The sequence below is a fragment of the Allobosea sp. 05L423 genome, from assembly GCF_056397745.1.
Window position 1 is genome coordinate 525,775 of record NZ_JBFTOA010000002.1, and the last position, 23,435, is coordinate 549,209.

Here is a 23,435-nt window from a genome sequence, read left to right on the forward strand (position 1 = left end):
TCTCGGACAGACGATGGCAACCGCCCCGAAATTCTACCTGACGACCGCGATCCATTACACCAACGGGCCGCCGCATATCGGCCACGCCTATGAGATGGTGGCGGCGGACGCGATCGCGCGCTTCAAGCGGCTCGACGGCTTCGACGTCTTCGCCATGACCGGCACGGACGAGCACGGCCAGAAGGTTCAGCGTACGGCGGCCCAGAACGGCCTGTCGGCGAAGGAGTTCGTCGACAAGATCGCGGCGCGCTTCCAAGAGATGGAGCAGCGCCTCGGCTGTTCCTTCGACCGCTTCATCCGCACCACCGACCCCGACCACGAGGTCTCGACCGACGAGCTCTGGCGGCGGATGGAAGCCCATGGCGACATCTATCTCGCCAAGTATTCCGGCTGGTATTCCGTGCGCGACGAGGCCTTCTACGGCGAGGAGGAGACCACCCTCCAGCCCGACGGCACGCGGCTGGGAGGGCAGGGCACTCCGGTCGAATGGGTCGAGGAGGAGAGTTATTTCTTCCGACTCGCCAAGTACCAGGACGCGCTGCTCAAGCTCTACGAGGATGTGCCGGACTTCGTCTCGCCCGAGACACGGCGCAATGAGGTCGTCTCCTTCGTCAAGGGCGGGCTCGAGGACCTGTCGATCAGCCGCACGACCTTCGACTGGGGCCTGCCGGTTCCGGGCGACCCGAAGCACGTCATGTATGTCTGGGTCGACGCGCTCAACAACTACCTGACCGGAACGGGCTTTCCCGATCCGGCGAGCCCGCGCGCGCATTACTGGCCGGCCGATGTCCACATCATCGGCAAGGACATCGTGCGCTTCCACACGGTCTACTGGCCTGCCTTTCTAATGTCGGCGGGGCTGCCGCTGCCGAAGCGTGTCTTCGGTCACGGATTCCTGCTGAACAAGGGCACGAAGATGTCGAAGTCGCTCGGCAACGTCGTCGACCCCTTCGACCTCGCCGCGACCTATGGCGTCGACCAGCTGCGCTATTTCTTCCTGCGCGAGGTCTCCTTCGGCCAGGACGGCAATTACAGCCACGATGCCATCGTCGGGCGGATCAATGCCGATCTCGCCAATGATCTCGGCAATCTGGCGCAGCGCTCGCTGTCGATGATCGCCAAGAACTGCGAGGGCAGGGTGCCGCCTTGCGGGGCGCTGACCGAGGCGGACGAGGCGATGCTCGCCATGGCCGACGGCGCGCTCGCCAAGGCGCGGACCGCGATGCTCGATTATGCCCTGCATAACCTGCTGGCCGATCTCTGGGCTGTTGTCGCAGAGGCGAACCGCTACTTCGCCGCCAACGAGCCCTGGCGCCTGACCAAGACCGATCCGGCGCGCCGCGACACCGTGCTCTACGTCACGATCGAGGTGATCCGGCAGGTCGCAATACTGGTGCAGCCGGTAATGCCGGAGGCGGCGGGCAAGCTGCTCGATCTGCTCGGCGTGCCCGCCGATGCGCGCAATTTCGCTGTGCTCGGCGAGGCCGGCCGTCTGGTCAGCGGCACGCCGCTGCCGGCGCCGAGCGCCGTGTTTCCGCGCTACGTCGAGCCCGAGGACGGTCAGGCCGCGTGATGGTCATCGACACACACTGTCATCTCGATTTCCCGGACTTCGCCGCGGAACTGCCGGCCTATGTCGCGCGGGCCGAAGCCGCAGGCGTCAGCCGGATGGTCACGATCTCGACCCGCGTCGCGCGTTTCGCGGATTATGCCGCGATCGCGGAACGCTTCCCGTCGGTCTGGTTCTCGGTCGGGACGCATCCGCACAATGCGCATGAGGAGCTCGACGTCACGGCCGAGCGGCTGGCGGAGCTGTCGCGCCATCCGCGCTGCGTCGCCATCGGCGAGGCGGGGCTCGACTATCACTACGATTCCAGCCCGCGTGATGCGCAGGCGCAAGGACTGCGAACCCATATCGCCGCCGCCCGGCTGACGCAGCTTCCGCTCGTCATCCACGCCCGCGAGGCGGATGACGACATGATCGCGATCCTGCGGGAGGAAACCGGGAAGGGCGCCTTCCCGGCCATCCTGCATTGCTTCACGGCCGGCGAGGCGCTCGCCATGGCCGGCGTCGAACTGGGCTTCTATGTGTCTTTCTCCGGCATCCTGACCTTCAAGACCTCGGAAAACCTCCGCCGTATCGCTCGGATGGTGCCGCGCGAGCGCCTGCTGGTCGAGACGGACGCCCCGTATCTGGCCCCCGTTCCGTTCAGGGGCAAGCGCAACGAGCCGGCCTATGTCGTTGAAACGGCGAAGGTTCTGGCGGATGCGATCGGTGTGTCCTTCGACGAGGCCGCACGGATCACCAGCGAGAACGCCCGGCACTGCTACTGGAAGATGGACCACGCCGCGCCGGTCGCGCAGGTCGCCTGATCCGCGCCATGACGCTGACGGCTACGATCCTCGGCTGCGGTTCCTCGGGCGGCGTGCCAAGGCCGGGGTCCGGCTGGGGCGCATGCGACCCGAGCAATCCAAAGAACCGCCGGCGGCGCTGCTCGATCCTGCTGACGCGCTCGGGGCCGGACGGCACCACACGCGTTCTGGTCGATACCTCTCCGGATCTGCGCGAACAGCTGCTGTCCGCCGAGGTGGAGGCGCTCGACGGCGTGCTGATGACGCATGACCATGCCGACCACCTCCATGGCATCGACGATCTGCGCGCGCTCGTCCTGCATATGCGCCAGCGCATCCGCATCTATGCCGACACGACGACGCAGGCCTCGCTGCGCTCACGCTTCGGCTATCTCTTTGAGACCCCAGCAGGCAGCTATTACCCGCCGATCCTGGATGTCGATCAGATCACGGCTGGCCGCAGCCAGACCATCGATGGCGCCGGCGGGCCGATCGAGGCGCTGCCATTCCGGGTCGAGCACGGGCCGAACTACGAGGCGCTCGGCTTCCGTTTCGGCTCCCTGGCATATCTGCCGGATGTCAGCCTGATCCCGCCAGCGGCGATGGAGACCATGGCCGGCCTCGATGTCCTCATCCTGGACTGCCTGCGCGAGACGCCGCATCCGAGCCATTTCCATCTGGCGCAGTCGCTCGCCGCGATCGCCGAACTGAAGCCGCGGCGCGCAATCCTGACCAATCTCCATGTCGATCTGGATTATGCCGGACTTACCAGTCGCTTGGCGGACAATATCGCAGTGGCGTTTGATGGAATGACGCTGACGATTGCCGGGTAAGGCACCAGTTTCGACACCCAAGACTGTTCCATAATATGTCTTATGCGAATCGCTTATGTGGAAAGCAGGTTCCATTTCCAGGTGCCGCTTGTGAGAGAAATCCGCGAGTTACGCCGGGAGTGCTTTTGGACGGCCGTCGCCTACCGGCATTTCGATCCGCACGAACGCCGCCGGATCTACCCTCCGCATGCCAAGAAGCTGTCGGTTGACGCGATCGCATGTGAGCTCGGTCCAGTCGACGCCGTGATGGAGCAGATCATCGAGGCGCCGGAGCCGCTTCCGGCAGGAGCACGGCTAGCAATCCAGCCACTGCAGCGACTTCGTGGAGAGCCGCAGCGAGACGTCGGTGCCGACCCCGAAAACCGTACGGCCCGACTGAAAGGGCATATCGACCGAGACTTCCGTAGCACCGACGAGGACGCCGTAGCGCATGCTGGAGCCCAGAAACTCGCAGCGGGCGATCCTGGCCGGCAGGGACAGCGCGTCGCCCGCGCCCGTCCCCGGAAGCTCCAGCGCGGCATGTTGCGGGCGGAACAGCAGCTTGGCATGGTCCGGCACCGATGCCTCGCCGGCCATCGGAACTGCGATCCCACCTTCGAGCTCGAAGCGCTGCGCGTCACCGCTGCCGACGATCTTGCCGGCGAGGATGTTCGCTGTGCCGAGGAAGTTCGCGACGAACAGATTTGCCGGGCGCTCATAGAGCTCCATCGGGGTGCCGACCTGCTGGACGACACCGTCGTTCATCACGGCGATACGGTCGCAGATGGTATTGGCCTCCTCCTGGTCATGGGTGACGAAGATCGTCGTCAACCCGAGCCGTTGCTGCAGGTCGCGCAACTCGCGGCGCACCTGCACGCGCATCTTCGCGTCGAGATTGGAGAGCGGCTCATCGAGGAGCAGCACCTTCGGCTCCACGGCGATGGTGCGCGCCACGGCGACGCGCTGCTGCTGCCCTCCCGACAACTGCGAAGGCCTCCGACCGGCCAGGTGCGAGAGCCCCACCAAGCTGAGCGCAGCCTCGACCCGCCGCTCGATCTCGGCCTTGGGAACGCCCCTTTCCTCCAGTCCGAAGGCGACATTGGCGCGCACCGTCATATGCGGCCAGAGCGCATAGGACTGAAAGACCATGCCGACATCGCGCTTCCAGGGCGGAAGCGATGAAATATCCCTCCCGCCGATGACGATGCGACCGGTATCGGCCTGGTTGAAGCCGGCGATCAACCTGAGCAGCGTGGTCTTGCCGCAGCCTGACGGCCCGAGGAAGGCGAAGAATTCACCCGGCCGGATCGCCAGGCTCACATCCTTCAGCACATGGTTGTCGCCATAGGAGAGGTTGACGCTCTCGATATCGACGGAGACGGCGGGCGTGGCGATCGCGGATGCGGTCATGGTCAATGGCCCTGCCCTCTGGCCTTCTGGCTGCGTTCGATGATGAGATGCGACAGGAAGGTGCAGAGCGCCACGAGCAGGACGGCCACCACGCCGAGCGCCGCACCGGGCCCCCTGCCCGCCGCCGACTGCATGAAGACGTAGAGCCCATAGGCCAGCGGAGCGTCGGAGTTGGATTGCACCAGCATCAGGGTCGCCGAAAGCTCGACCGCCGCGGTCGAGAAGCTCGTGACGAAGCCCGCCAGGATGCCCCCCGTCATCAGGGGCACGACGATCCGGCGGACCGTTCGCGCCTTGGTCGCCCCGAGATTCTCCGCCGCTTCCTCGAGCGAGGCCGAGATTTGCTGCAGCGCCGCGTAGCAGGCGCGCAGGGCATAGGGCAGCCTCCGTATCGCCAACGCGAGCACGATGGTGACCCAGAGCGCCGCGAGCGGCGTACCGTCCGGCAAGGTGATGCCGTAGAATGTCCGCAGATAGCCGATGCCGAGCACGACGCCGGGAATGGCGAGCGCCGCGGAGGCAGCCCAGTCAAGCCATTCGCGGCCGATCAGCTTGGTCCGCAGCACGAGATAGGCGATGGCGACGCCGATCACCACGTCGATCGCGCCGGCGAGCGTCGCATAGATCAGGGTGTTCTTGATGTAGAGGGAGCTTTCGCCGAAGACGCGGGCATAATGGGCGGTCGTGAAGCCATCGGGCAGCGGCGAGAATGACCACACCGTCGCGAACGACAGAACCAGCAGGCCGAGATGCGGGGCCAGCACCAGCCCCAGGATCAGGATGACGATGCCATAGCCGAGCACGGCTTCGCCGCGCGTCATCCTGCGCTTCGTCAGGCCGCCGCCGCCGCGCTGCGTGGTTGCGTAGTCGCGCCCTTTCAGCGCCAGCGCCGACAGCCACATCGCGATCACCGATGCGACGATCAGCACGACGGAGATCACGTAACCCATCGGATCGGCGATACCGATCGAGGTGACGCGCAGATAGGCCTGCGGCGCCAGCATTTCCTTGACGTTGAGCAGCAGCGGCGTGGCAAGATCGTCGAAGACCTTGACGAAGACCAGCGAGGCGCCGGCGAGATAGCCCGGCAGCGCCAGCGGGAAGACGATGCGGCGGAACAGCCGAAAACCCGAACATCCAAGGTTCTGCGCCGCCTCCTCCATGGCCCGATCGATATTGCGCAGCGCCGCGGAGAGATTGATCAGGATGAAGGGAAAATAATGGACGGACTGGACGAAGATGACGCCGTTCAGCCCCTCCATGAACCCGATCTTGAAGCCGAACCAATCGTCCAGCAGCAGGTTGATCGAGCCGTTCCGCCCGAAGAAGAGCTGCATCGCCACCGCTCCGACGAAGGGTGGCATGATCAGCGGAAGGAAGCCGAGCGTCTGGATCAGAACTGCGCCACGAAAGACGAAGCGCGTGGTCAGATAGGCGAGCGGCAGCGCAAAGACCGAGGCCCATGCCACCGACATGGCCGAGACATAGAACGAGTTCCACAGCGAGCGAATGAACAGCTCCGTGCGGACGAAATCGTAGAAGTTGATGAGCGTGAACCCGCCGGAGCCCTTTTCGGTGAAGGCGACGTAGAGCACCGTCGCCACCGGCAGGACGAGGAACAGCAGCAGGAAGATCGCGATGGCGAGCGCCAGCGCGATCTGCCCGGGCGTGGCCGATAGCCTGCTTGCGCGGAGGGAGGCAGCGACTGGGACGGCGGTCATGCGCTCTCGATCGATCGTCGGTGCACCATGTCATCCCGGACCGGCCGCAGCCTTCCGGGATGACGGCATCGGCCGTTACTTCGCCGCCTTGAGCGCTTCTTCGGCCTTGGCCTTGGCCTTGGCATAGTTGTCTCGCGCGAAGCTCGCCCACTGGCTTTCGAGCTGGGCCTGACGGGCGCCCTTCTCCTTGCCGCCGGTGAAGGCGCCCTTGATCTCCGCGCTCGACGCCTGTGCCTCCGTCACCGGCATGGCGGCGATCAGATTGCGGGCCTCGTCGGCCAATGCACGGGCCTGGGCGTTGGGCTTCTTCGCCAGCGCGGCATCCACCTCGTGCAGCACCTTGGTCACGCCCTTCAGATTATCGAGCTGGAAAGAGATCAACTGGTCGAACAGCGTATCGACGCTGGCGGTGCGGGCTTCCGACTTGTCGACATCGAAGCCGATCATCTTCTGGAAGCGTGGATCGGTGAAGGGATTGGGGTAGTCGGCGCCTGCCTTGGCATAAACAGCCGGATTGATCGGAAGGCGCCGAATGCCCGGCTCGAGCAGGACCTCCTGCCCCGTCGACGAGAGCAGGAACTCGACGAAGGCTTCGGCGGCCGCCTTGTTCGGCGCGTTGGCCACGATGCCGACATTAGCCGGCACCACCGTCGTCACGGTGGGGTAGACGAACTTGACGGGAAAGCCGGAGGCCTGGGCCGAGAAGGCAAAGAAATCGATGACGATGCCGACTCCGACCTGGCCCGAATTCACCGCCTCCGGCACGCCGAACGAACGCTCGGTGATCGCATTGAAGTTGCCGGCCATCTCCTTGATGGTGCGCCAGCCCTTGTCCCAGCCTTCACCTTGGAGGATCGTCTCGATCGTCAGATGCGTCGTGCCGGAACGGGCCGGGGAAGCGATCGAGACATGATCGTAGAAGGCCGGTTTCGCGAGGTCCTGCCAATCCTTCGGCTCGGGCAGCTTGTTGGCCTTGGCGTAGCGCTCGTTCCACATGATGCCATAGCCGGACGCCGCGAAGCCGAAGTAATACCCCTGCGGATCGTTGACGGGATAGGAGCCGATCTTGTCGGGTATGCCCGCCGCCTTCGGCTTGTACTGCATCAGCAACTGCTTGCCCTTCAGCACCTCGAAGGCATCGGGCGCTGACGCCCAGAACAGGTCGACCTGGTTGTTGGCCTTGGTCTCTTCAAGATATTTGACGCCGGCATTGGTGTTGCGGTTCTGGACCTCCAGCGCGACGCCGGGAACGGCTTTCTCGAAGGCCTTCTTGATCGGATCCGTGACGTCCTTGGAAAAGGAGGTCACCACCGTGACCTTGCCGGAAGGCGCTTGCGCCGACGCTGCTGAGGCGGCCGCGACGCCGAACGCGACAGCAAGAGCGACCCTGCGGGTAAACATGCCGATTTCCTCCCTCTATGCGCTTCGCGAAGCTCATGCTCGCGAAACACCCCTGCCGCTGTTGTCGCGGCCTTTTGTCATGAGGCTGTCACAAAACCGCGTCGGCTGTCACCCTCGCAATTGGAAGAAATCGACCATCATCAATCGTCACGCGTCCGGATAAGCTTGGGTGGGGCTGCCCGCCTCCGCAGGTCGACGGGCTTTTAGAACGGGCGTCCACGTGCAAGCCTGCGACTTCCGGCCCCCCTTGAAGCCCGTGCATCCATGAGTGCCTCCGCCCCGCCCTCCTCCGACCTCACGCCCCGGCAGCGTGAGATCCTGACGCTTGTCCAGGAGCTCGGCTTTACAACGATTGAGACCTTGGCGGATCGTTTCGGCGTATCGGCGCAGACCGTCCGGCGCGAGATCATCCGGCTCCAGGCCGGCAATTTTCTGCAGCGTTTCCATGGCGGCGCGGGGCTGGCTTCCGGCGGGATCCGTTCCGCCTATGCCCAGAAACTGACAATCGCCCCGGAGGGTAAGCAGCGGATCGGCAAGGCGGTTGCGGACCTCGTGCCGCCCGGCGCTTCGGTCTTCCTCGATGTCGGCACCACCGTGGAGGCAACAGCTCGCGCGCTGCTGAGGAAGCCCGGGCTGCGGGTGGTGACAGCGAGCGTTTCCGTCGCCCAGATCTTTTGCAGCGGCGGCGTCTTCGATGTCGTCGTCACCGGCGGCACCACCCGTGGGGCCAATGGCTCCCTCGTCGGGCATGCGGCGATCACAAGCATCATGGGCTTCCGCTTCGACTATGCCATTCTCGGATTGGGCGGCTTCGACGATGACGGCGCGCCGATGGATTTCGACCTGGAGAAGATCGCTGTCCGCCAGGCGGCAATCAGCCGTGCGCGGCGGACGATCGCCGTGGCCGACCACACCAAGTTCGAGCAGGTCGGCACGGCGCGGGTCGCGGCCGCCGAAGCCTTCAGCCTCGTCGTCGTCGATGCCGAGCCCCCCCTCCCCTTGCGGGAAGCCTGGGAGCACGCCGGAACGAACTGGCTCGTCGCCTGACGGGCTTGCCGCGCCCCGCTATTGCTTAGCCGGCGCTTGCCTCGCTGGTCGATTTTGATCAGGATGGAAGAAATCTTACACGAGCGCCGTTTCAAGAGCGCCGGTTCCAGGGAGGTTGCCATGCTCAGCGCCAAGATCGCGTCCATTTGCCTGTTCGCTCTCGGCTTCGGGCTCGCGGGCCCGGCTCAGGCGCAGGAATGCCCGAATCGGGGCACGCTCGATGCCCGCTACTGCGACGCGAACCGGGACCTCCTCGCCGACACGCCCACCGACGCAGCGAAGCAGAAGGACCCGGACACGCTGATCTTCTCCTATACGCCGGTCGAGGATCCGTCGGTCTACGAGAACGTCTTCGCCGATTTCCTCGCCCATCTGAGCAAGATCACCGGCAAGAAGATCAAATGGTTCGGCGCGGAATCCTACGCCGCGCAGGTCGAGGCCATGCGCTCCGGGCGGCTGCACATCGCGGGCGTCGCCAGCGGGCCGACACCGTTCGCGGTCAATCTCGCCGGCTTCGTCCCGATCGTCGCAATGGCCAAGAAGGACGATTCGATCGGCTACACGCTGCAGCTCATCGTGCCGAAGGACTCGCCGATCAAAAGCATCGCCGACCTGAAGGGCAAGCGCGTCGCCCATGTCGCCCCGTCCTCAAACTCCGGCGATACCGCGCCGCGCATCCTGTTCAAGGAAAAGGGCATCGTGCCGGGCAAGGACTACGAGGTCCTCTATTCCGGCAAGCACGACAATTCGATCATGGGCGTGGTCAACAAGGACTATGACGCCGCCCCGGTCGCCTCCAGCGTGGTCGAGCGCATGGCCGACCGTGGCATGTTCAAGCGCGACGACATCCGCATCGTCTATGAATCCAGCCCGTTCCCGCGCACGGCCTTCGGCGTCGCGCACGATCTCAAGCCCGAGCTGCAGGCCAAGATCAAGCAGGCCTTCCTGAGCTTCGACTTCCTGAATTCCGCCCTCGCCAAGGAGTTCAAGGACACCAAGGGCTTCAAGGAGCTGAGCTACAAGGACGCCTGGAGCGACATCATCCTGATCCAGAGCAACAGCGGCATCACCTATACCCAGGACGGCCTCTCGAAGCTGAAGGGCGATTGATGTCGACGGTCTCAGGGGCTTCGGCCGGCGGCGCTCCGCTGCTGGCCGTCGCGGGGCTCGCCAAGGTCTATCCGACCGGCAAGAAGGCTCTGGGCGGCGTCGACGTCGTCATCAACCGACCGCAGCTTGTCGCGGTCATCGGCTCTTCCGGCGCGGGGAAGAGCACCTTCATCCGCTGCATCAACCGGTTGGTCGAGCCGACCGCCGGCAGCGTCCGGCTCAACGGCGAGGACATCGTCGCGCTCGACCGCAAGGGCCTGCGTGCCGCGCGCCGCCGCATCGGCATGATCTTCCAGGAATACAATCTGGTCGAGCGGCTCAGCGTCATGCAGAACGTGCTGTCCGGGCGGCTCGGCTATACCGGGCTCCTCGCCTCGCTGCGCTATCGCTTCCCGCCGGCGGACATCCAGGCCGCCTTCGCGCTGCTCGACCGTGTCGGGCTCGACGGCTACCACAACCAGCGCGCCGACGCGCTTTCCGGCGGCCAGCGCCAGCGCGTCGGCATTGCCCGCGCGCTGATGCAACGGCCGGACCTGCTGCTGCTCGACGAGCCGACCGCGAGCCTCGACCCCAAGACCTCGCGGCAGATCATGCGGCTCGTGCGCGAACTGGTCGCCGAACGGCAGACACCGGCGATCATCAACATTCACGATGTCGCGCTCGCCCGCGCCTATGCCGACCGCATCATCGGCATGAAGGACGGGCTGATCGTCTTCGATGCCGAAGCCGCCGCACTGACCGATGCCGCCTTGACCCGAATCTATGGCGAGGAGGACTGGTCGAGCCCGCAGGAGGAGGATGAGGAGGCGACCCCCGCCGCTGCCGCCCCGGCCTCGCTGGGCGCGCTGCCATGACGACGGCGCCCGCCGCCTACCCGAGCAATTGGCGCGCGCCCAGCATCTTCGGCAGCCCCGGACGCCGCCTGGCGTTCTGGGCGCTGGTCGCTGCCTATCTCGTCTGGTCGCTCTCGACGCTCAACATCGACACCGCCCGCATTCTGGCCGGGCTGCCGCGAGCCTGGAATATCCTGGCGCGGATGGTGCCGCCGGATTTCGGGCGTTGGCAGCTTCTGCTCACCGGCATGGTCGAGAGCGTGCAGATCGCCATCGCCGCGACCATCATCGGCGCCCTGCTCTCGATCCCGCTTGGCATCGCTGCGGCAGCCAATCTCTCCCCTCGCCCGTTGTATCTCGCTGCGCGCGGTTTCATCGTGGTCGGCCGCACCTTCCACGAGGTCATCATCGCGATCTTCTTCGTGAAGCTCTTCGGCTTCGGTCCAGTGGCGGGCCTGCTGACGCTCGCTTTCTCCTCGGCGATCTTCCTCGGAAAGATGCTGGCGGAGGACATCGAGAACATGAAGCCCGGTCCGGTCGAGGCGATCCGCGCCACGGGGGCGAGCTTCGGACAGACCTTCTTCTACGCCGTCGTGCCGCAGGTGCTGATCAAGACGCTCGGCGTGCTGATCTACCGCCTCGATTCCAACCTGCGCCATTCGACCGTGATCGGCATCGTCGGCGCCGGCGGCATCGGCCAGACGCTCTCCGCCTCGTTCTCGCGCTATGATTTCGACTTCGCCAGCGCGATCCTGCTGACGATCGCAGCCATGGTGGCCTTCGGCGAATGGTTCAGCGACTGGGCCAGGCGGAGACTGAGATGACGGCGCATCAGCAGCCTCCGCGCGGCGGCGCGCCCATGCGCGGCTATCCCGACCGTTGGGAGCGCTATTCGCCGCGCGAGCGCATCGTGCACTGGCTCTGGCTGGCCGGCATCGCCATCGCGGCCGCCTGGTCGGTCTCGGCTCTCGACATCGAATGGGCCTTCTTCGCCGACGCTCACGAGCAGGCGGCAGATCTGATCGCGCGGATGTGGCCGCCGCGCTGGTCCTATCTGCCGCGCATCGTCCAGCCGCTGATCGAGACGCTGCACATCGCCACGCTCGGCACGATGATCGCGATCGTATTCGCCCTGCCGGTCGCTTTCCTCGCCGCCCGCAACACCACCTGGAACCAGGGAACCTGGCTGATCGGCCGCGGCATGCTCGTGCTGTCGCGCTCGATCAATACGGTGATCTGGGGGCTGGTTTTCGTCGCGATCTTCGGGCCGGGGCCGGTCGCCGGCATCTGCGCGGTCGCGGCGCGTTCGGTCGGCTTCATCGCCAAGCTGGTCGCCGAGGCGATCGAGGAGGTCGATGCCGGCCAGATCGAGGCGGTGGAATCGACTGGCGCCAGCACGCTGCAGGTCTATGGCGTCGCCATCCTGCCGCAGATCCTGCCCGTGCTGATCGGCACCTCGATCTATCGCTGGGACATCAATGTCCGTGAATCGAGTGTGCTCGGCTTCGTTGGGGCGGGTGGCATCGGGCTGCTGCTCTACGCCTCGATCAACCAGTTCGCCTGGTCGCAGGCGATCGTCATCCTCATCGCGATCCTCGGCATCGTGATCATCAGCGAGGCGCTCTCGGCCCATGTCCGCTCCCGCATTGTCTGAGCCGCAGGCGCAGACCGTCCTTCTCGCCGGGCTGGCGGAGGTCGCGGAGCGCTACGACGGTTTCCTGCTCGATCAGTGGGGCGTGCTGCATGACGGCAGCAAGCCGTATCCACACGCCGTCGCCTGCCTCGAACATCTGCGGGCTGCCGGAAAAGCCGTCGTCATCCTGTCCAATTCGGGCCGCAGCGGCAGCGAGAACGAGGCCGTTCTCGCGAGCATGGGATTTGCGCGCCGGCTCTACGATCACGTCGCCTCTGCCGGAGACGATGCCCGCGACGCCCTGGCCTCGCGCAGCGAGCCCGCCTATCGCAATCTCGGCTCACGCTGCCTCCTGCTCGCCCGGCCCGGCGAGGAGCATTTGGCGAACGGGCTTGGCCTGACGCTGGTGGAGTCACCGGAGGAGGCTGATTTCCTCTTCGCGATGACCATGGATGCCGAGCGGCAATCCGTGTCCGGCTGGAAGCCGTTGCTCGTGCGGGCGTTGCAGCGTGGCTTGCCGATGATCTGCAGCAATCCCGATCGCCACCGGGTCCATGCCGATGGCAGCCTGCGCGAGGCGCCGGGACTGGTCGCACTTGCCTATGAGACCATGGGCGGCACCGTGCACTATCACGGCAAGCCACACCCGAGAATCTATGCAAGCTGCCTGAGGTCGACGGCTTTGCCGGCGAGCCGGCTTCTCGCGATCGGGGACTCGCTCGAGCACGACGTCGCGGGGGCGGCAAATGCCGGTATCGATGCCTGCTTCATCGCGGGGGGCATCCACAAGGATGATCTGAGCTGGTCGAAAGAGACGGAACTGGAGGCCGATAGTTGCGAAGCGCTCTTCGCCCAGGCGGCGTTCCGGCCGCGATATTGCCTCGCCGGCTTCGCCTGGTAGCGTCGCAGCTCATCGACCCCGGCCAGCCGGTCAGGCGGCCGGGGATTTCACAGAACGGAGCTACTTCGCGGCGCTGGCGTAGGACTGCCAGCGCTTGAGAAACTCGTCGCGCTTGGCCGCGGCTTCATCCTCGTCGATGGCGAAGACCTTGACGCTGTCGATGGCGGGCAGCTCGACATGCTTGGAGACGTCGATGTCGCTGCGGCTCGGCCGGCGGAAGGCGTTCTCCAGCAGTGCGATCTGGGCTTCCTTCGACAGCATCAGATCATAGGCCGCCTTGGCGGCGGCACCGGCAGGCGCGCCCTTGACCAGAACCTGGAATTCAGGCGTCGAGAAGGTTCCCTCGGCGGGATAGAGCAGCGAGATCTCGCGCTGTCCGCCGGCAACATACGCATAGGCGTTCGACTCGAAGGTGAGGCCGATCGCGTATTCGCCCTGGCCGACGGCGCGCAGCACCGTCGAGGCGGCGCTGGAGACCGTCAGGTTGGCCGCGAGCGCCTTCAGGCCGTCCGATCCCAGAAGTTTGTCGACGCCCCAGAGGATCGTGTAGGCGGTCGAGCTGTTGGCCGGATCGGCGATGATGATCTTGCCCTTGAAGGCTGGGTCGAGCAGGTCCTTCCAGGTCTTCGGCGCCGGCTTGCCGCCGAGCTGGTTCTTGTTGACCATGGCCACGACGAGATGGACGTTCGAGGCGGTCCAGAGATTTTCGGGCTGGCGCAGCGCCGCCGGAATCGCCTTGGCTTCGGGCGAGGCATAGGGCTCGAAGAGCTGCTTGAAGGCGCCGAGCGTATTTGCGCTGGAGCTCCAGAACAGATCGGCCTGCGGCTTGGCCGCTTCCGCCTCGATGCGTCGCAGGAGCTGGCCCGAACCGCCGGTGATCGTGCTGATCTTGAGGTTGGGCTGCTTCTCCTTGGAGACGCCGAGCACGGCGTCGACCGCCTGGGCATTGTTGGAGGTGTAGAGCACCACGGTGCCCGACGCGCTCTGGGCAAGTGCCGGGGCGGCGGCCATGCCGGCAAGGCCGGCGATCACGGTGCGGCGGTCGATCAGATGGGTCATGGTCGTTCCTTTCTCTCCGCCTTCCCCTCTGGACGCGGGCGGCAGGCGGCGCCGGCCCGGCCTTGTCGTTCGGTGGCTCTGCTCAGCTCTTCGACGAGAACAGGTCGATCTTGAAGACGCGGGTCGCGACGATGATCGGGATCAGGATCACCGCGACCAGCACGAGGCCATAGGCCGAGGCCGGCGCCATCAGGTTGGAGTCGATCAGCTTGTAGATCTGGATCGGCATGGTCTCGCGCCCGCCGGAATAGACGATGATCGAGGCCGAGAGCTCGGCGACGGTGGTCGTCCAGGTCAGCACCGCGGCGGCGGCGACGGCGGGCAGCATCAGCGGCAGCACGACCTTGAAGAAGGTCGCGACCGGCGGCACGCCGAGGCTGATCGAGGCTTCCTCGATCGAGTTCGGGATGTTGTAGAGCGTCGAGGAGGAGTTGCGGATGCCGAAGGGCAGCCGCCGCACGATATAGGCGAGCACGATGATGCTGGCCGTGCCGGTCAGCGGCAGGAAGCCGATGTTGAAGGACATGATCAGGCCGATGCCGATAATCGTCCCCGACAGGGCCAGCGGCAGCGCCGTCAGATAGTCGAGGGCCGGCGTCAGGATGTTCCGCTTCTTGACGATGAGGTAGCTGACGAGCGCGCTGAAGGTGATGCCGATGGCGGTGGCGGCAGCCGAGTAGAGCAGCGTGTTGATCACCGGGTCGGGCGCGATCCTGACCAGTCGCTCGACATGGGCCGTGGTCCATTCGCCCCAGCGCATCACCGGGCCGCGCGAGACGGTGAAGGCGCCGGCGACGATCGAGCCGAGCGGCAGCAGCGAGACCACGACCAAGAGGCCGGCGAGCGTGCCGATGACGAGGCCCGGCACGCCTCGCAAGCGCTCGGATCGGGCGCCGCGGCCCTGTACCACTTCGTGGCGGCCGCGCGCGACGATCCAGCGCTGGACGAAAAGCACGATCATGACGAGAGCGATCGAGACCGTCGCCAGCGTCGACTGCATCACCGGGTCGGAGCCGCCTTCGGCGACTGCCGCCTGATAGGTGAGCACCGAGAGCAGCTGCACGCGGCTGCCGAGAATGGTGGCGGTGGCGAAATTGCCGACGACCAGCGTGAAGACCAGCAGCGCGCTTGCCAGCACGGAGGGCAGCACCACCGGCAGCATGACCTTGAAGCGCGACTGCGCAGGCGAGGTGCCGAGGCTCTGCGCGGCCTCTTCGAGCTGGACGTCGAAGCCGCGGATCGCCGCGAGCGTGCCGATATAGGTGTAGGTGTAGTAGGTGAAGGTCAGCACGGTGATCAGGCCGGGCCAGCCGTAGAAGCTCGGCATGTCGATGCCGCGCGCGCCCAGCCAGCGGGTGATGAAGCCGTTGTTGCCGAGCATCATCAGCCAGGTCTGCGCGGCGATGACCTCAGGGATCACCAGCGTGATCAAGGGCAGCACCGCGACGATCGGCTTGCCGGGAAAATCGAAGCGCGCCGTGAAATAGGCGAGCGGCACGCCGATCAGCGTTGTCGTGAGCGTCACGGCGACGCCCAGCACGATCGTGTTGGCGATGGCCGCAAAGTATTTCGGGTCGCTGGCGAGCGTTGCCCAACCGTTGCGGCCGCCGCTCCCGAGGCTACCGGTGAGCACGTTCAGGAGCGGATAGAGCAGGAAGACGGCCAGGATCGCCAGCGCCAGTGCCGAGAACCAGAACCAGACAGAGCGAAGCTGGTGGCTCATGACGCAAGCACCAGCGTGCGGGCGGGGTCGAAGCCGAGGCCGACGCTCGCGCCGGGCTCGAAACGGTCATGTGCACCGCTCTGAAGATCCACCGCCAGGACGCGGCCACTGTCGAGCGCGACCTTGTAGCTGGTCTTGCCTCCCAGATATTGCCGGTGTGCGATCCTGGCGGGCAAGGTGCCGGCGCTCCCGGGCTCCGCGAGCAGGATGTCCTCCGGCCGTGCCACGAGCGTCGCGCGGCCGGCCGCCACCGCCGCCGGCGCGCGCGCCGCGATGGCGGTGCCGTCGAGCGTAACGGGGCCGGTCTCACCCGCCAGCCGCGCCGGTGTCTCGATCTCGACCAGATTGGCTCCGCCGACGAAATCCGCCACATAGCCGGTCCGCGGCTCGCGATAGATCTGGGCGGGCGTGCCGACCTGTTCGAGCCGGCCCTTGTTCATCACGCCGATGCGGTCGGACATGGCGAGCGCTTCTTCCCGGTCATGAGTCACGAAGACCGTGGTGATCTTCGCCTCGCGCTGGAGCTCGACGATGGTCTCGCGCACCTGCAGGCGCAGCTTGGCGTCGAGATTGGAGAGCGGCTCGTCCATCAGCAGCACCTGCGGCTGGATGACGAGGGCGCGCGCCAGCGCCACGCGCTGGCGCTGGCCGCCGGAGAGCGCGGCCGGATGGCGGCCACCGAGATGGCCGAGGCCGACGCGTTCCAGAGCCGCCTGGACCTTGGTCTTGATCGAGGCTTCCGGCTGCCTGCGGGCGCGCAGGCCGTAGGCGACGTTGTCGAAGACCGTCTTGTCTGGAAACAACGCATAATCCTGGAAGACCATACCGATGTCGCGCTTGTGCGGCGGCAGATGCGTGACCTCCGTGCCGCCGAAGCGCAGGTGCCCGCGCTCGGCCGGAACGAAACCCGCAATGGTGCGCAGCAGCGTGGTCTTGCCGCATCCGCTCGGGCCTAGCAGGGTGAAGAACGAGCCCGGCTCGATCGTCAGCCCGAGCCCGTCGATGACGCGCTGGCCGCCATAGGCGACGGCCAAGCCCTCGATTGCGATACCCATGTCTCCCCTCTCGAATGGAGGCTCCGGCGGATCGGCGCCGTCTCGGAGCGGTTCAGGCTAGTTCTGCATCGCTCTCCCGACGAGATTCAGCATCTCGCGATGGCGCTCGGGATCTCCCGCGGCCAGGATGCGTTGCCCCGTCTCGCGCGTGATCGGCCGGCCTTCCCAGTCGGTGATGACGCCGCCGGCACCTTCGATGATCGGGCGGCAGGGTGCGAAGTCCCAGAGCTTCAGGCCGGCATCGAAGGACATGTCGGTGCGGCCGCTCGCAAGCAGCCCGAAGCTCATGCATGCGCCGCCCCAGATCCTCCATGCCGTCGCCGCCCGCATGGCATCGAGCGCCGGGCGCTCCTCGTCGTTGAACAGATCGGGGTTGCTGGCGGACAGGATCGCCTCTTGCATGGAGCCACAGCGGCGCGTGCGACAGGGCCTGCCGTTGAACAGCGTCGGGCTTCCCCTCACCCCGACCCAGCGATCGCCGGTCGCCGGGTGGTCGATGATGCCGATGATGGGTTCGCCGGCCTGCATCAATGCGATCAGCGTGCCGTAAACCGGCAGGCCTGCGATGAAAGCCGCGGTGCCGTCGATCGGATCGAGCACCCAGACATGCTCGGCGTCAGGGTTGGCCGGACCCTCCTCTTCGCCGAGGACGCCATGCGCGGGAAATCCGTCGGCCAGCATTTCGCGCAGCCTGCGCTCGATGCGGGCGTCGAGCGCCGTGACGAAGCTCTTGTCGGGCTTGACCTCGACGTCCGGGCGAACGGCGGCCGCCTCCCGGAGGATAGCCCCGCTTTCGGCTGCCATGCGGAGGGCAAAGGCCAGCCATTCCGCCTGATTGTTCTCGATCCGCATCCGCGTGCCCCCAAGCGCCTTTGAAGTCGGCTTAGCATTCGTGCGTATTTGTGGCAATGTGGGATTGTGAGGTTTTTTCAGGCGGCTGTTGCGCTGCTTTCACGAGCGGTGCAATTAACCGGTTCGGGGAGATGCATGGCATGTGGCAAGGGGAGAGAAAGCAGCGAATCCGCGCTCTGCTCGAAACGTTTGGCAGCGTTTCGGTCGAGCGGCTGGCCCACGAGTTCGGCGTCTCGCATGAATCGATCCGCCGCGATCTGGTGGCGATGGAGCAGGAGGGCAGTCTGCGGCGGGTCCATGGTGGGGCGATCAGCGTGACCACCGAACAGGATCCGTCCTACGGGGCTCGGTCCTCTGTCCGCCTGAAAGAAAAGCGCGCCATTGCTCTCGCCGCGATGGCCTTGATCAAGAGCGGGCAGACACTGTTCCTGGACGGGGGCACGACCACCGCGGCGCTGGCCGAGGAACTCAAGACCGTACCCGAGCTGAACATCCTGACGAATTCCCTGCAGGTCGCGACGACGATGGCATCGACCCAGCAAAGGACCGGCAGCCGAGTCTTTCTGCTCGGCGGTTCGATCGTGCATGAGCTGCCAGAGACCGGCGGCGCATCGACGATCAATGACATCTATCGGTTCAAGGCAGACCTGGCTCTCCTGTCGCCCTTCGGCGTCGACATCAATGGAGCTGCGACGAATTTCTTCGAGCACACCGGCGAGATCGCCCGGGCCATGGCGATCAATTCGGGAGGCGTGGTTCTGATCGCCGATCATTCGAAGATCGGCGTGATCAGCCGCGTCCGCTTCTGTGAGCTCGATCGCGTTTCCGCGCTGGTCACGGACAAGAAGGCCAGGGCATTGCCGGCATTGGCGGCCCTTTCGGGTGCAGTCGGGCGCGTTATCGTTGCTGACAGTTAGCGACGCACCGCTTCCCGTTCGCCATCCGTTGTGTCTGCCCCATCGGCGATGGGCTCCGCCCCCGTGATCCAAATGAGCCGGGTCAGCGGGAATCCTGCGCGTTGTGACGGTGGATAGCCCCATCCGCCGCTGAGGTATTGTCCTCAGGGACAATAGCGCCTGCCTCCCTTTCGGGCGCCATCTGACACTCCCCGATCAGCTGGCGCAGATCTGCCAGACCGGCAGACTTCCTTCGCCAGAGATTGCCTCTGCAAAAACTCGGTCGACGGAGGGCAAAATGAAGCTCCCAATCCTGTTGGCGGCGATTACGGCCGCGATGACTGCCGCAAGCACCGGAGAGGTCCGAGCGGCTGTCTATTGTCAGTACGTCGGCTACCCGGCGGGCTGCATCGCAAGGCCCGGTGTCGTGCTGCGTCCCAGGCCGGTTGCGCGCGCCGCAGTGGCAACCCCCGGTGTCGGTGCGCCGGGCGTCGGAGTGCGGCCCGGAACTCCCATGAATCGCGGTGGTCCAGTGAATCGAGCAGGTCGGCGCTGAGCATCCTCGCAACAGGGGGCCGTCCTCATGTGGGTCCTGATGTACGTCTTCTCCTACTCAGTGAGCCCGATCGCCACGAGCGACCGGGCAGAATGGCGGCTTCTGCCCACCGTGGTCTTTCAGGAATTCACCAGCGAGGAGCGGTGCAAGTCAGCGAAGTCAAAACTGGAGGACAGCCTGAAGGAGGCCGGAACCAGGCTAAAAAGCGCTCTCGATGAACTTCAGCTCGTTGGCAAGGTCGGGCCGAAGGAGATCATCGTCGCCTACAATGTGGAGTGCCTTCCCAAATAGGGCTGGCGGCGGCCTTGCCGGCCTCGTCACAGCCGGGAGAGGATGATGCTGCAGATCGACCTTCTCCAAGACGAGGGAATCGTGACCCTGGCGCCTCACGGGCCCCTTGAGAAGGCAGACTTCGAACGGCTGTCCGAGGTTGTCGATCCTTACATCGCCGCCAAAGGGTCGCTCAAAGGACTGATGGTTGATGCCGCTTCATTTCCTGGCTGGGAAAGCATCGGCGCCCTCCTCTCCCATCTGGAGTTTGTGATCGGCCACCATCGCAAGGTCGAACGCGTTGCGATCGTTTCAGACAGCGAGCTTTTGAAATTCGCTCCCCACGTCGCGAGGCACATTGTGGCGGCCGAGATCCAACAGTTTCCAGCAAAAGAGAACGCACGCGCGCTGGCTTGGCTGAAGGGCAACGCGGCCCAGGATCGTTAGCGAACGATCGCAGAAAGCGGTCGCTTCGATGATCGCCAGGCGCGCGTTGCGCTGCGCCGCGTGACTGAAGATCGACTTGCCTGGAGCGGACCATGCTACATGGGCGCATGGTCGCGCGCTTTACCCTTGTTGAGCTCACAACTGCCCAGCAGGAGATCAAGAAAAGCCGCTTCATTGCGGCTGCCGGTCCTGTTGCCGACGAGGCGACGGCGAAGGACTTCGTCGCAGCACACTCCGACCCCGCAGCCAACCACAATTGCTGGGCATGGCGCTTCGGGCAGAGCTATCGCTTCAACGATAACGGAGAACCGAGCGGCACTGCGGGCAAGCCGATCCTCGCGGCGATCGATGGGCAAGGTCTCGACGGCGTCGCTGTCGTCGTCACGCGCTGGTTTGGCGGTGTCCTGCTGGGCAGCGGCGGATTGATGCGTGCCTATGGCGGTACGGCCGCCCTGAGCTTGCGCGCAGCCGAAAAGGTGGCGCTGGTCGAGTCCATCTCGGCGACGATCGCATGCGGGTTCGGCGACCTGACGCTCGTCCAGGCGCGGCTTGGTGCGTTTCCGGGCGTGCAGGTGCGCGACCAGGCTTTCACGGATACTGGCGCCGTATTGTCAGTGTCGGCTCCAAAAGCCGAGGCGGATGGCGTGGCTCGACTGGTGACGGATCTGACCAGCGGACGCGCGATCATCAGGTGGGACGAATAGCGGCAAAGCTCGCTGGACCACCGCTTCATCGACGGATTTCCGGAGAGATCGAGCGGCCAAAATTCAGGCTTTCGTCCATACGCTGCGCCGGCAGGTCATTCCGCACGGCCTGCGCGTCGGGGCGATCCCGCCCGGCCCCGTCGTGACGGCCCTGATCGCCGACTGGCCCCAGGATAAGCTCGATGCCGAGCGCGCTCGCGGCGGCCTGATCTAAGCGGAAGAGGTGGCTGAAGCCGTGCATTTCATGCTGACGAGGCCCCGCAACGTCACGATCCGCGACCTCGTCATTCTTCCCCAGAGCACCGACCTCCAAGGGAACGCTTTGCCCGTTCCGCCACCGAATTGGAGGGCGGTGTGGAGCGCAGGACGGTGGAGGCCGGCAATCCGCCGGCATCGAGCTCACTGAGACTGGACGACCTCGCGCGCCGCAGCCCTGACCGCATCCAAGGTTCGGTCAACGATCTCGCCGTCGTGCTCCGACGACACGAACCAGGCGCCGCGTTCCAGCACGCGCACGCCGCGCTTGAGGAGCGCATGAGCGAAGCGGCTATAGGCGGCCTTGTCCGCGCGCGCGACGTCACGGTAATTCCGCGCCCGGCCGTCCAGTCCGAAAGCGACGTGGAACATCAGCGGGAAACCGGCGACCTGCGCCTTGATGCCCTCTTCCGCCAGGATCGTGCGGATGCCGTCCTGCAGGCGCTGGCCATGGGCGGAGCCGCGCTCGTAATGCTCCGGCGTGAGCGCCTTCTGCGTCGCGACAAGAGCCGCCATCGCGATCGGCTGCGCGTTGAAGGTGCCGCCATGGAGCACACCATCGGCGAACAGATCGAGCAGATCGGCGCGCCCGGCCACCGCCGCGACGGGAAAGCCGTTGGCGATCGCCTTCGCCATGATCGTCAGGTCCGGCGTCACGCCGAAACGTTCCTGCGCCCCACCCCGGCCGAGCCGGAAGCCGGTGATCACCTCGTCGAAGATCAGCAGCGCGCCATGCTTGCGGCAGGCGGCGAGGGCGCCCTCCAGATAGCCCGGCGCGGGAGCGATGGCGCCCTGGTTGCACATCGCCGGCTCCATCAGAACGGCGGCGACATCGCCCTTTGCGAGCCGCTTCTCCAGCGCAGCAAGGTCGTTCCAGCCGAGGATCGAGAGCCCCTCGCCTGCCTCTGGGTCCTGGCCCTTGCTGCCGATCACCGGCGTCGGCGCCTCTTCCGGGCCGGCGGCGTTCAGCCCCGGTGCGGTCGACCACAGGATGTTGTCGAACCAGCCGTGATAATGCCCCTCGAACTTCACGATGGTGCGCTTGCCTGTGGCGGCGCGTGCCAGCCGGATCGCTGCCTGCGCCACTTCCGAGCCTGACGAGCCGAAACGCAGCCGCTCGGCCGAGGGGATGCGCTCGCAGATCAGCTTCGCGGCCTCGTATTCGATCGGCGCTTGGCCGGCGAAGAGGATGCCCTTTTCCGCCTGCCGCTGCACGGCCTCGATCACCGTTTTCGGCGAATGGCCGAGCACGGTCGCGCCCATGCCGCAGTAGTAGTCGATGATCCGATTGCCATCGACGTCGATCAGATAGGCGCCCTCGCCGCGCTCGAAGATCAAGGGCCCAGGGGCCATGCCGAGCCGGAAGTTGCTGTTCACGCCGCCGGCGACGAAGCGCGCATTCTCCGCGATCTGCCGGGCTGATTCCTCGAAGCGCAGTGTCCCCGCCTGCTGGGTGCCGTTACCTGCCACGTGCGTTGCCTCCGCTGTTGTTGGCTCGACCTCACCAGACCGACCTCACCGTGTAAAGGAACGTCGGTTTCGTGTTGCGGAATTCATTCGCGCCCGCTATGCGGCCTTGTCCCCTCGCAAGGAACGCAGCCGCCATGACCAAGAAAGCCGACAACCCTTACGTCGTGCAGCCGGTGATGAAGGCGCTGAAGGTGCTGGAACTGGTTGCCCGCCACGGCCATGAGATCGCGCTCACTGCCGTCAGCAAGGAGCTGCGGATTCCGAAGACGACGACCTTCCGCTATCTGCAGACGCTGACGGCAGCCGGCTTCCTCGACCACAACCGCACGAGCGACCGCTACAATCTCGGCCCGCAGCTGCGCGCCATCGCCCGCGCCGATGCCAGCGTCAGCAAGGTCCGCGAGCTCGCCCGGCCGGCCATGATCGAGCTGATGCACGAGTTCAACGAGACGGTGAACCTTGCCGTGAAGGGCAACGGCACAATCGTCTATATCGACCTTGTCGAAGCCAACCGTTCGCTCAGAATGCAGGCGCGCATCGGCGACAGCCATCCGATGCATTCCACCGCCCTCGGCAAGGCGATCCTCGCCTTCCTTCCCGACGCGGAGCGTCAGCGCCAGCTCGACCTGCCGCTGACGGAACGCACCGGCCGCACCCTGCTCGAGCGCGAGGAGATCGAGCGCCAGCTTCGGCAGGTCAAGCGCAGCGGCTATGCCACGGAAATGGGYGAGAACGAGGACGGAGCGATGTGCGTCGGCGCGCCGATCCTTGACGAGGACGGTTATCCGGTCGCGGCACTGTCCATCTCGGCGCCCTTGATGCGCATGCCGCATTCGCTGGCGGCCAAGGCCGGCATGCGCCTGCGCGAAGTCGCAGCCGGCATCTGCGCCCAGCTCGGCTCGCATCCCACCGCCCCGCCGCGCTGAGA

At 65.7% G+C, this 23,435-nt stretch carries 23 protein-coding genes and 1 pseudogene; 16 read left to right on the forward strand and 8 right to left on the reverse strand.

The features are described from left to right. The first annotated feature begins 13 nt into the window (after positions 1-13). Genes metG through AC1DNE_RS06545 form a run of 3 tightly spaced genes read left to right on the forward strand, consistent with a single transcriptional unit; the run spans position 14 to position 3,185 of the window. Entirely contained in the window at positions 14-1,573 is a 1,560-nt protein-coding gene (metG, locus tag AC1DNE_RS06535) for a methionine--tRNA ligase (protein ID WP_476765181.1), read from the forward strand. Further along, entirely contained in the window at positions 1,573-2,373 is an 801-nt protein-coding gene (locus AC1DNE_RS06540; protein WP_476765209.1) for a TatD family hydrolase, read from the forward strand. The genes metG and AC1DNE_RS06540 overlap by 1 nt, the downstream gene beginning before the upstream one ends. An 8-nt stretch (positions 2,374-2,381) precedes the next feature. Then, entirely contained in the window at positions 2,382-3,185 is an 804-nt protein-coding gene (locus AC1DNE_RS06545; RefSeq protein ID WP_476765180.1) for an MBL fold metallo-hydrolase, read from the forward strand. Between the two features lie 294 nt (positions 3,186-3,479). On the opposite strand, the gene AC1DNE_RS06550 is transcribed toward AC1DNE_RS06545, so the two are convergent. From AC1DNE_RS06550 to AC1DNE_RS06560, 3 genes are all read right to left on the reverse strand, one after another. Next, entirely contained in the window at positions 3,480-4,574 is a 1,095-nt protein-coding gene (locus AC1DNE_RS06550; RefSeq protein ID WP_476765179.1) for an ABC transporter ATP-binding protein, read from the reverse strand. Positions 4,575-4,576: 2 nt separating this feature from the next. Next, positions 4,577-6,295, reverse strand: coding sequence for an ABC transporter permease (locus AC1DNE_RS06555; RefSeq protein ID WP_476765178.1), 1,719 nt, complete (start codon positions 6,293-6,295; stop codon positions 4,577-4,579). Between the two features lie 75 nt (positions 6,296-6,370). After that, positions 6,371-7,696, reverse strand: a complete 1,326-nt coding sequence (locus AC1DNE_RS06560; protein WP_476765177.1) for an ABC transporter substrate-binding protein — start codon at positions 7,694-7,696, stop codon at positions 6,371-6,373. 264 nt (positions 7,697-7,960) lie between these two features. Between AC1DNE_RS06560 and AC1DNE_RS06565 the strand changes: the two genes are divergently transcribed. The 6 genes from AC1DNE_RS06565 to AC1DNE_RS06590 all read left to right on the forward strand — a co-directional run bounded on the left by AC1DNE_RS06565 (position 7,961) and on the right by AC1DNE_RS06590 (position 13,220). Next, a complete protein-coding gene (locus tag AC1DNE_RS06565) occupies positions 7,961-8,743 on the forward strand; it encodes a DeoR/GlpR family DNA-binding transcription regulator (RefSeq protein ID WP_441470457.1) in 783 nt (260 codons plus the stop codon). 120 nt (positions 8,744-8,863) lie between these two features. Beyond that, a complete protein-coding gene (gene phnD / locus AC1DNE_RS06570) occupies positions 8,864-9,853 on the forward strand; it encodes a phosphate/phosphite/phosphonate ABC transporter substrate-binding protein (protein ID WP_441470458.1) in 990 nt (329 codons plus the stop codon). A 38-nt stretch (positions 9,854-9,891) separates the two neighbouring features. Next, positions 9,892-10,707 (forward strand): phosphonate ABC transporter ATP-binding protein, encoded by an 816-nt coding sequence (phnC, locus tag AC1DNE_RS06575; protein WP_441470744.1) that lies wholly within the window; start codon positions 9,892-9,894, stop codon positions 10,705-10,707. Beyond that, entirely contained in the window at positions 10,704-11,510 is an 807-nt protein-coding gene (gene phnE / locus AC1DNE_RS06580; protein ID WP_441470459.1) for a phosphonate ABC transporter, permease protein PhnE, read from the forward strand. The genes phnC and phnE (AC1DNE_RS06580) overlap by 4 nt, the downstream gene beginning before the upstream one ends. Continuing rightward, positions 11,507-12,340 (forward strand): phosphonate ABC transporter, permease protein PhnE, encoded by an 834-nt coding sequence (phnE, locus tag AC1DNE_RS06585; RefSeq protein ID WP_441470460.1) that lies wholly within the window; start codon positions 11,507-11,509, stop codon positions 12,338-12,340. The genes phnE (AC1DNE_RS06580) and phnE (AC1DNE_RS06585) overlap by 4 nt, the downstream gene beginning before the upstream one ends. Beyond that, on the forward strand, positions 12,318-13,220 hold the full coding sequence (locus tag AC1DNE_RS06590) for a TIGR01459 family HAD-type hydrolase (RefSeq protein WP_441470461.1): 903 nt from the start codon (positions 12,318-12,320) through the stop codon (positions 13,218-13,220). Before phnE (AC1DNE_RS06585) ends, AC1DNE_RS06590 begins: the two co-directional genes overlap by 23 nt. 60 nt (positions 13,221-13,280) lie before the next feature. Here AC1DNE_RS06590 and AC1DNE_RS06595 read toward each other — a convergent pair whose 3' ends face one another. The 4 genes from AC1DNE_RS06595 to AC1DNE_RS06610 form a co-directional block, all read right to left on the reverse strand. Next, the gene (locus AC1DNE_RS06595) at positions 13,281-14,279 is read right to left on the reverse strand and encodes an extracellular solute-binding protein (RefSeq protein WP_441470462.1); all 999 of its coding nucleotides are present in this window, start codon (positions 14,277-14,279) and stop codon (positions 13,281-13,283) included. 82 nt (positions 14,280-14,361) lie between these two features. Next, positions 14,362-16,002 (reverse strand): ABC transporter permease, encoded by a 1,641-nt coding sequence (locus AC1DNE_RS06600; RefSeq protein ID WP_441470463.1) that lies wholly within the window; start codon positions 16,000-16,002, stop codon positions 14,362-14,364. Next, positions 15,999-17,057, reverse strand: coding sequence for an ABC transporter ATP-binding protein (locus AC1DNE_RS06605; RefSeq protein ID WP_441470464.1), 1,059 nt, complete (start codon positions 17,055-17,057; stop codon positions 15,999-16,001). Before AC1DNE_RS06605 ends, AC1DNE_RS06600 begins: the two co-directional genes overlap by 4 nt. A gap of 57 nt (positions 17,058-17,114) precedes the next feature. After that, a complete protein-coding gene (locus AC1DNE_RS06610; RefSeq protein WP_441470465.1) occupies positions 17,115-17,909 on the reverse strand; it encodes an inositol monophosphatase family protein in 795 nt (264 codons plus the stop codon). Between the two features lie 56 nt (positions 17,910-17,965). Here AC1DNE_RS06610 and AC1DNE_RS06615 point away from each other — a divergent pair, with 56 nt between their 5' ends. From AC1DNE_RS06615 to AC1DNE_RS06640, 6 genes and pseudogenes are all read left to right on the forward strand, one after another. Beyond that, the gene (locus AC1DNE_RS06615) at positions 17,966-18,826 is read left to right on the forward strand and encodes a DeoR/GlpR family DNA-binding transcription regulator (RefSeq protein ID WP_441470745.1); all 861 of its coding nucleotides are present in this window, start codon (positions 17,966-17,968) and stop codon (positions 18,824-18,826) included. 277 nt (positions 18,827-19,103) lie between these two features. Further along, positions 19,104-19,361, forward strand: a complete 258-nt coding sequence (locus AC1DNE_RS06620) for a hypothetical protein (RefSeq protein WP_441470466.1) — start codon at positions 19,104-19,106, stop codon at positions 19,359-19,361. A gap of 39 nt (positions 19,362-19,400) precedes the next feature. Beyond that, entirely contained in the window at positions 19,401-19,652 is a 252-nt protein-coding gene (locus AC1DNE_RS06625) for a hypothetical protein (RefSeq protein WP_476765175.1), read from the forward strand. A gap of 45 nt (positions 19,653-19,697) precedes the next feature. Further along, positions 19,698-20,078, forward strand: coding sequence for a SpoIIAA family protein (locus tag AC1DNE_RS06630; RefSeq protein WP_441470468.1), 381 nt, complete (start codon positions 19,698-19,700; stop codon positions 20,076-20,078). Positions 20,079-20,185: 107 nt separating this feature from the next. Then, positions 20,186-20,782 carry an IMPACT family protein gene (locus AC1DNE_RS06635; protein ID WP_476765174.1) on the forward strand — a complete coding sequence of 199 codons (597 nt, stop codon included), beginning with the start codon at positions 20,186-20,188 and terminating at the stop codon, positions 20,780-20,782. A 61-nt stretch (positions 20,783-20,843) separates the two neighbouring features. Then, positions 20,844-21,092, forward strand: a pseudogene (locus AC1DNE_RS06640) (glucose dehydrogenase); the annotation flags it as partial. 89 nt (positions 21,093-21,181) lie between these two features. Here AC1DNE_RS06640 and AC1DNE_RS06645 read toward each other — a convergent pair. After that, complete coding sequence (locus AC1DNE_RS06645) at positions 21,182-22,507, reverse strand: aspartate aminotransferase family protein (protein WP_476765173.1); 1,326 nt, start codon at positions 22,505-22,507, stop codon at positions 21,182-21,184. A gap of 134 nt (positions 22,508-22,641) precedes the next feature. Here AC1DNE_RS06645 and AC1DNE_RS06650 point away from each other — a divergent pair, with 134 nt between their 5' ends. Continuing rightward, entirely contained in the window at positions 22,642-23,433 is a 792-nt protein-coding gene (locus tag AC1DNE_RS06650; RefSeq protein WP_441470471.1) for an IclR family transcriptional regulator, read from the forward strand. The last annotated feature ends 2 nt before the right edge of the window (positions 23,434-23,435 follow it).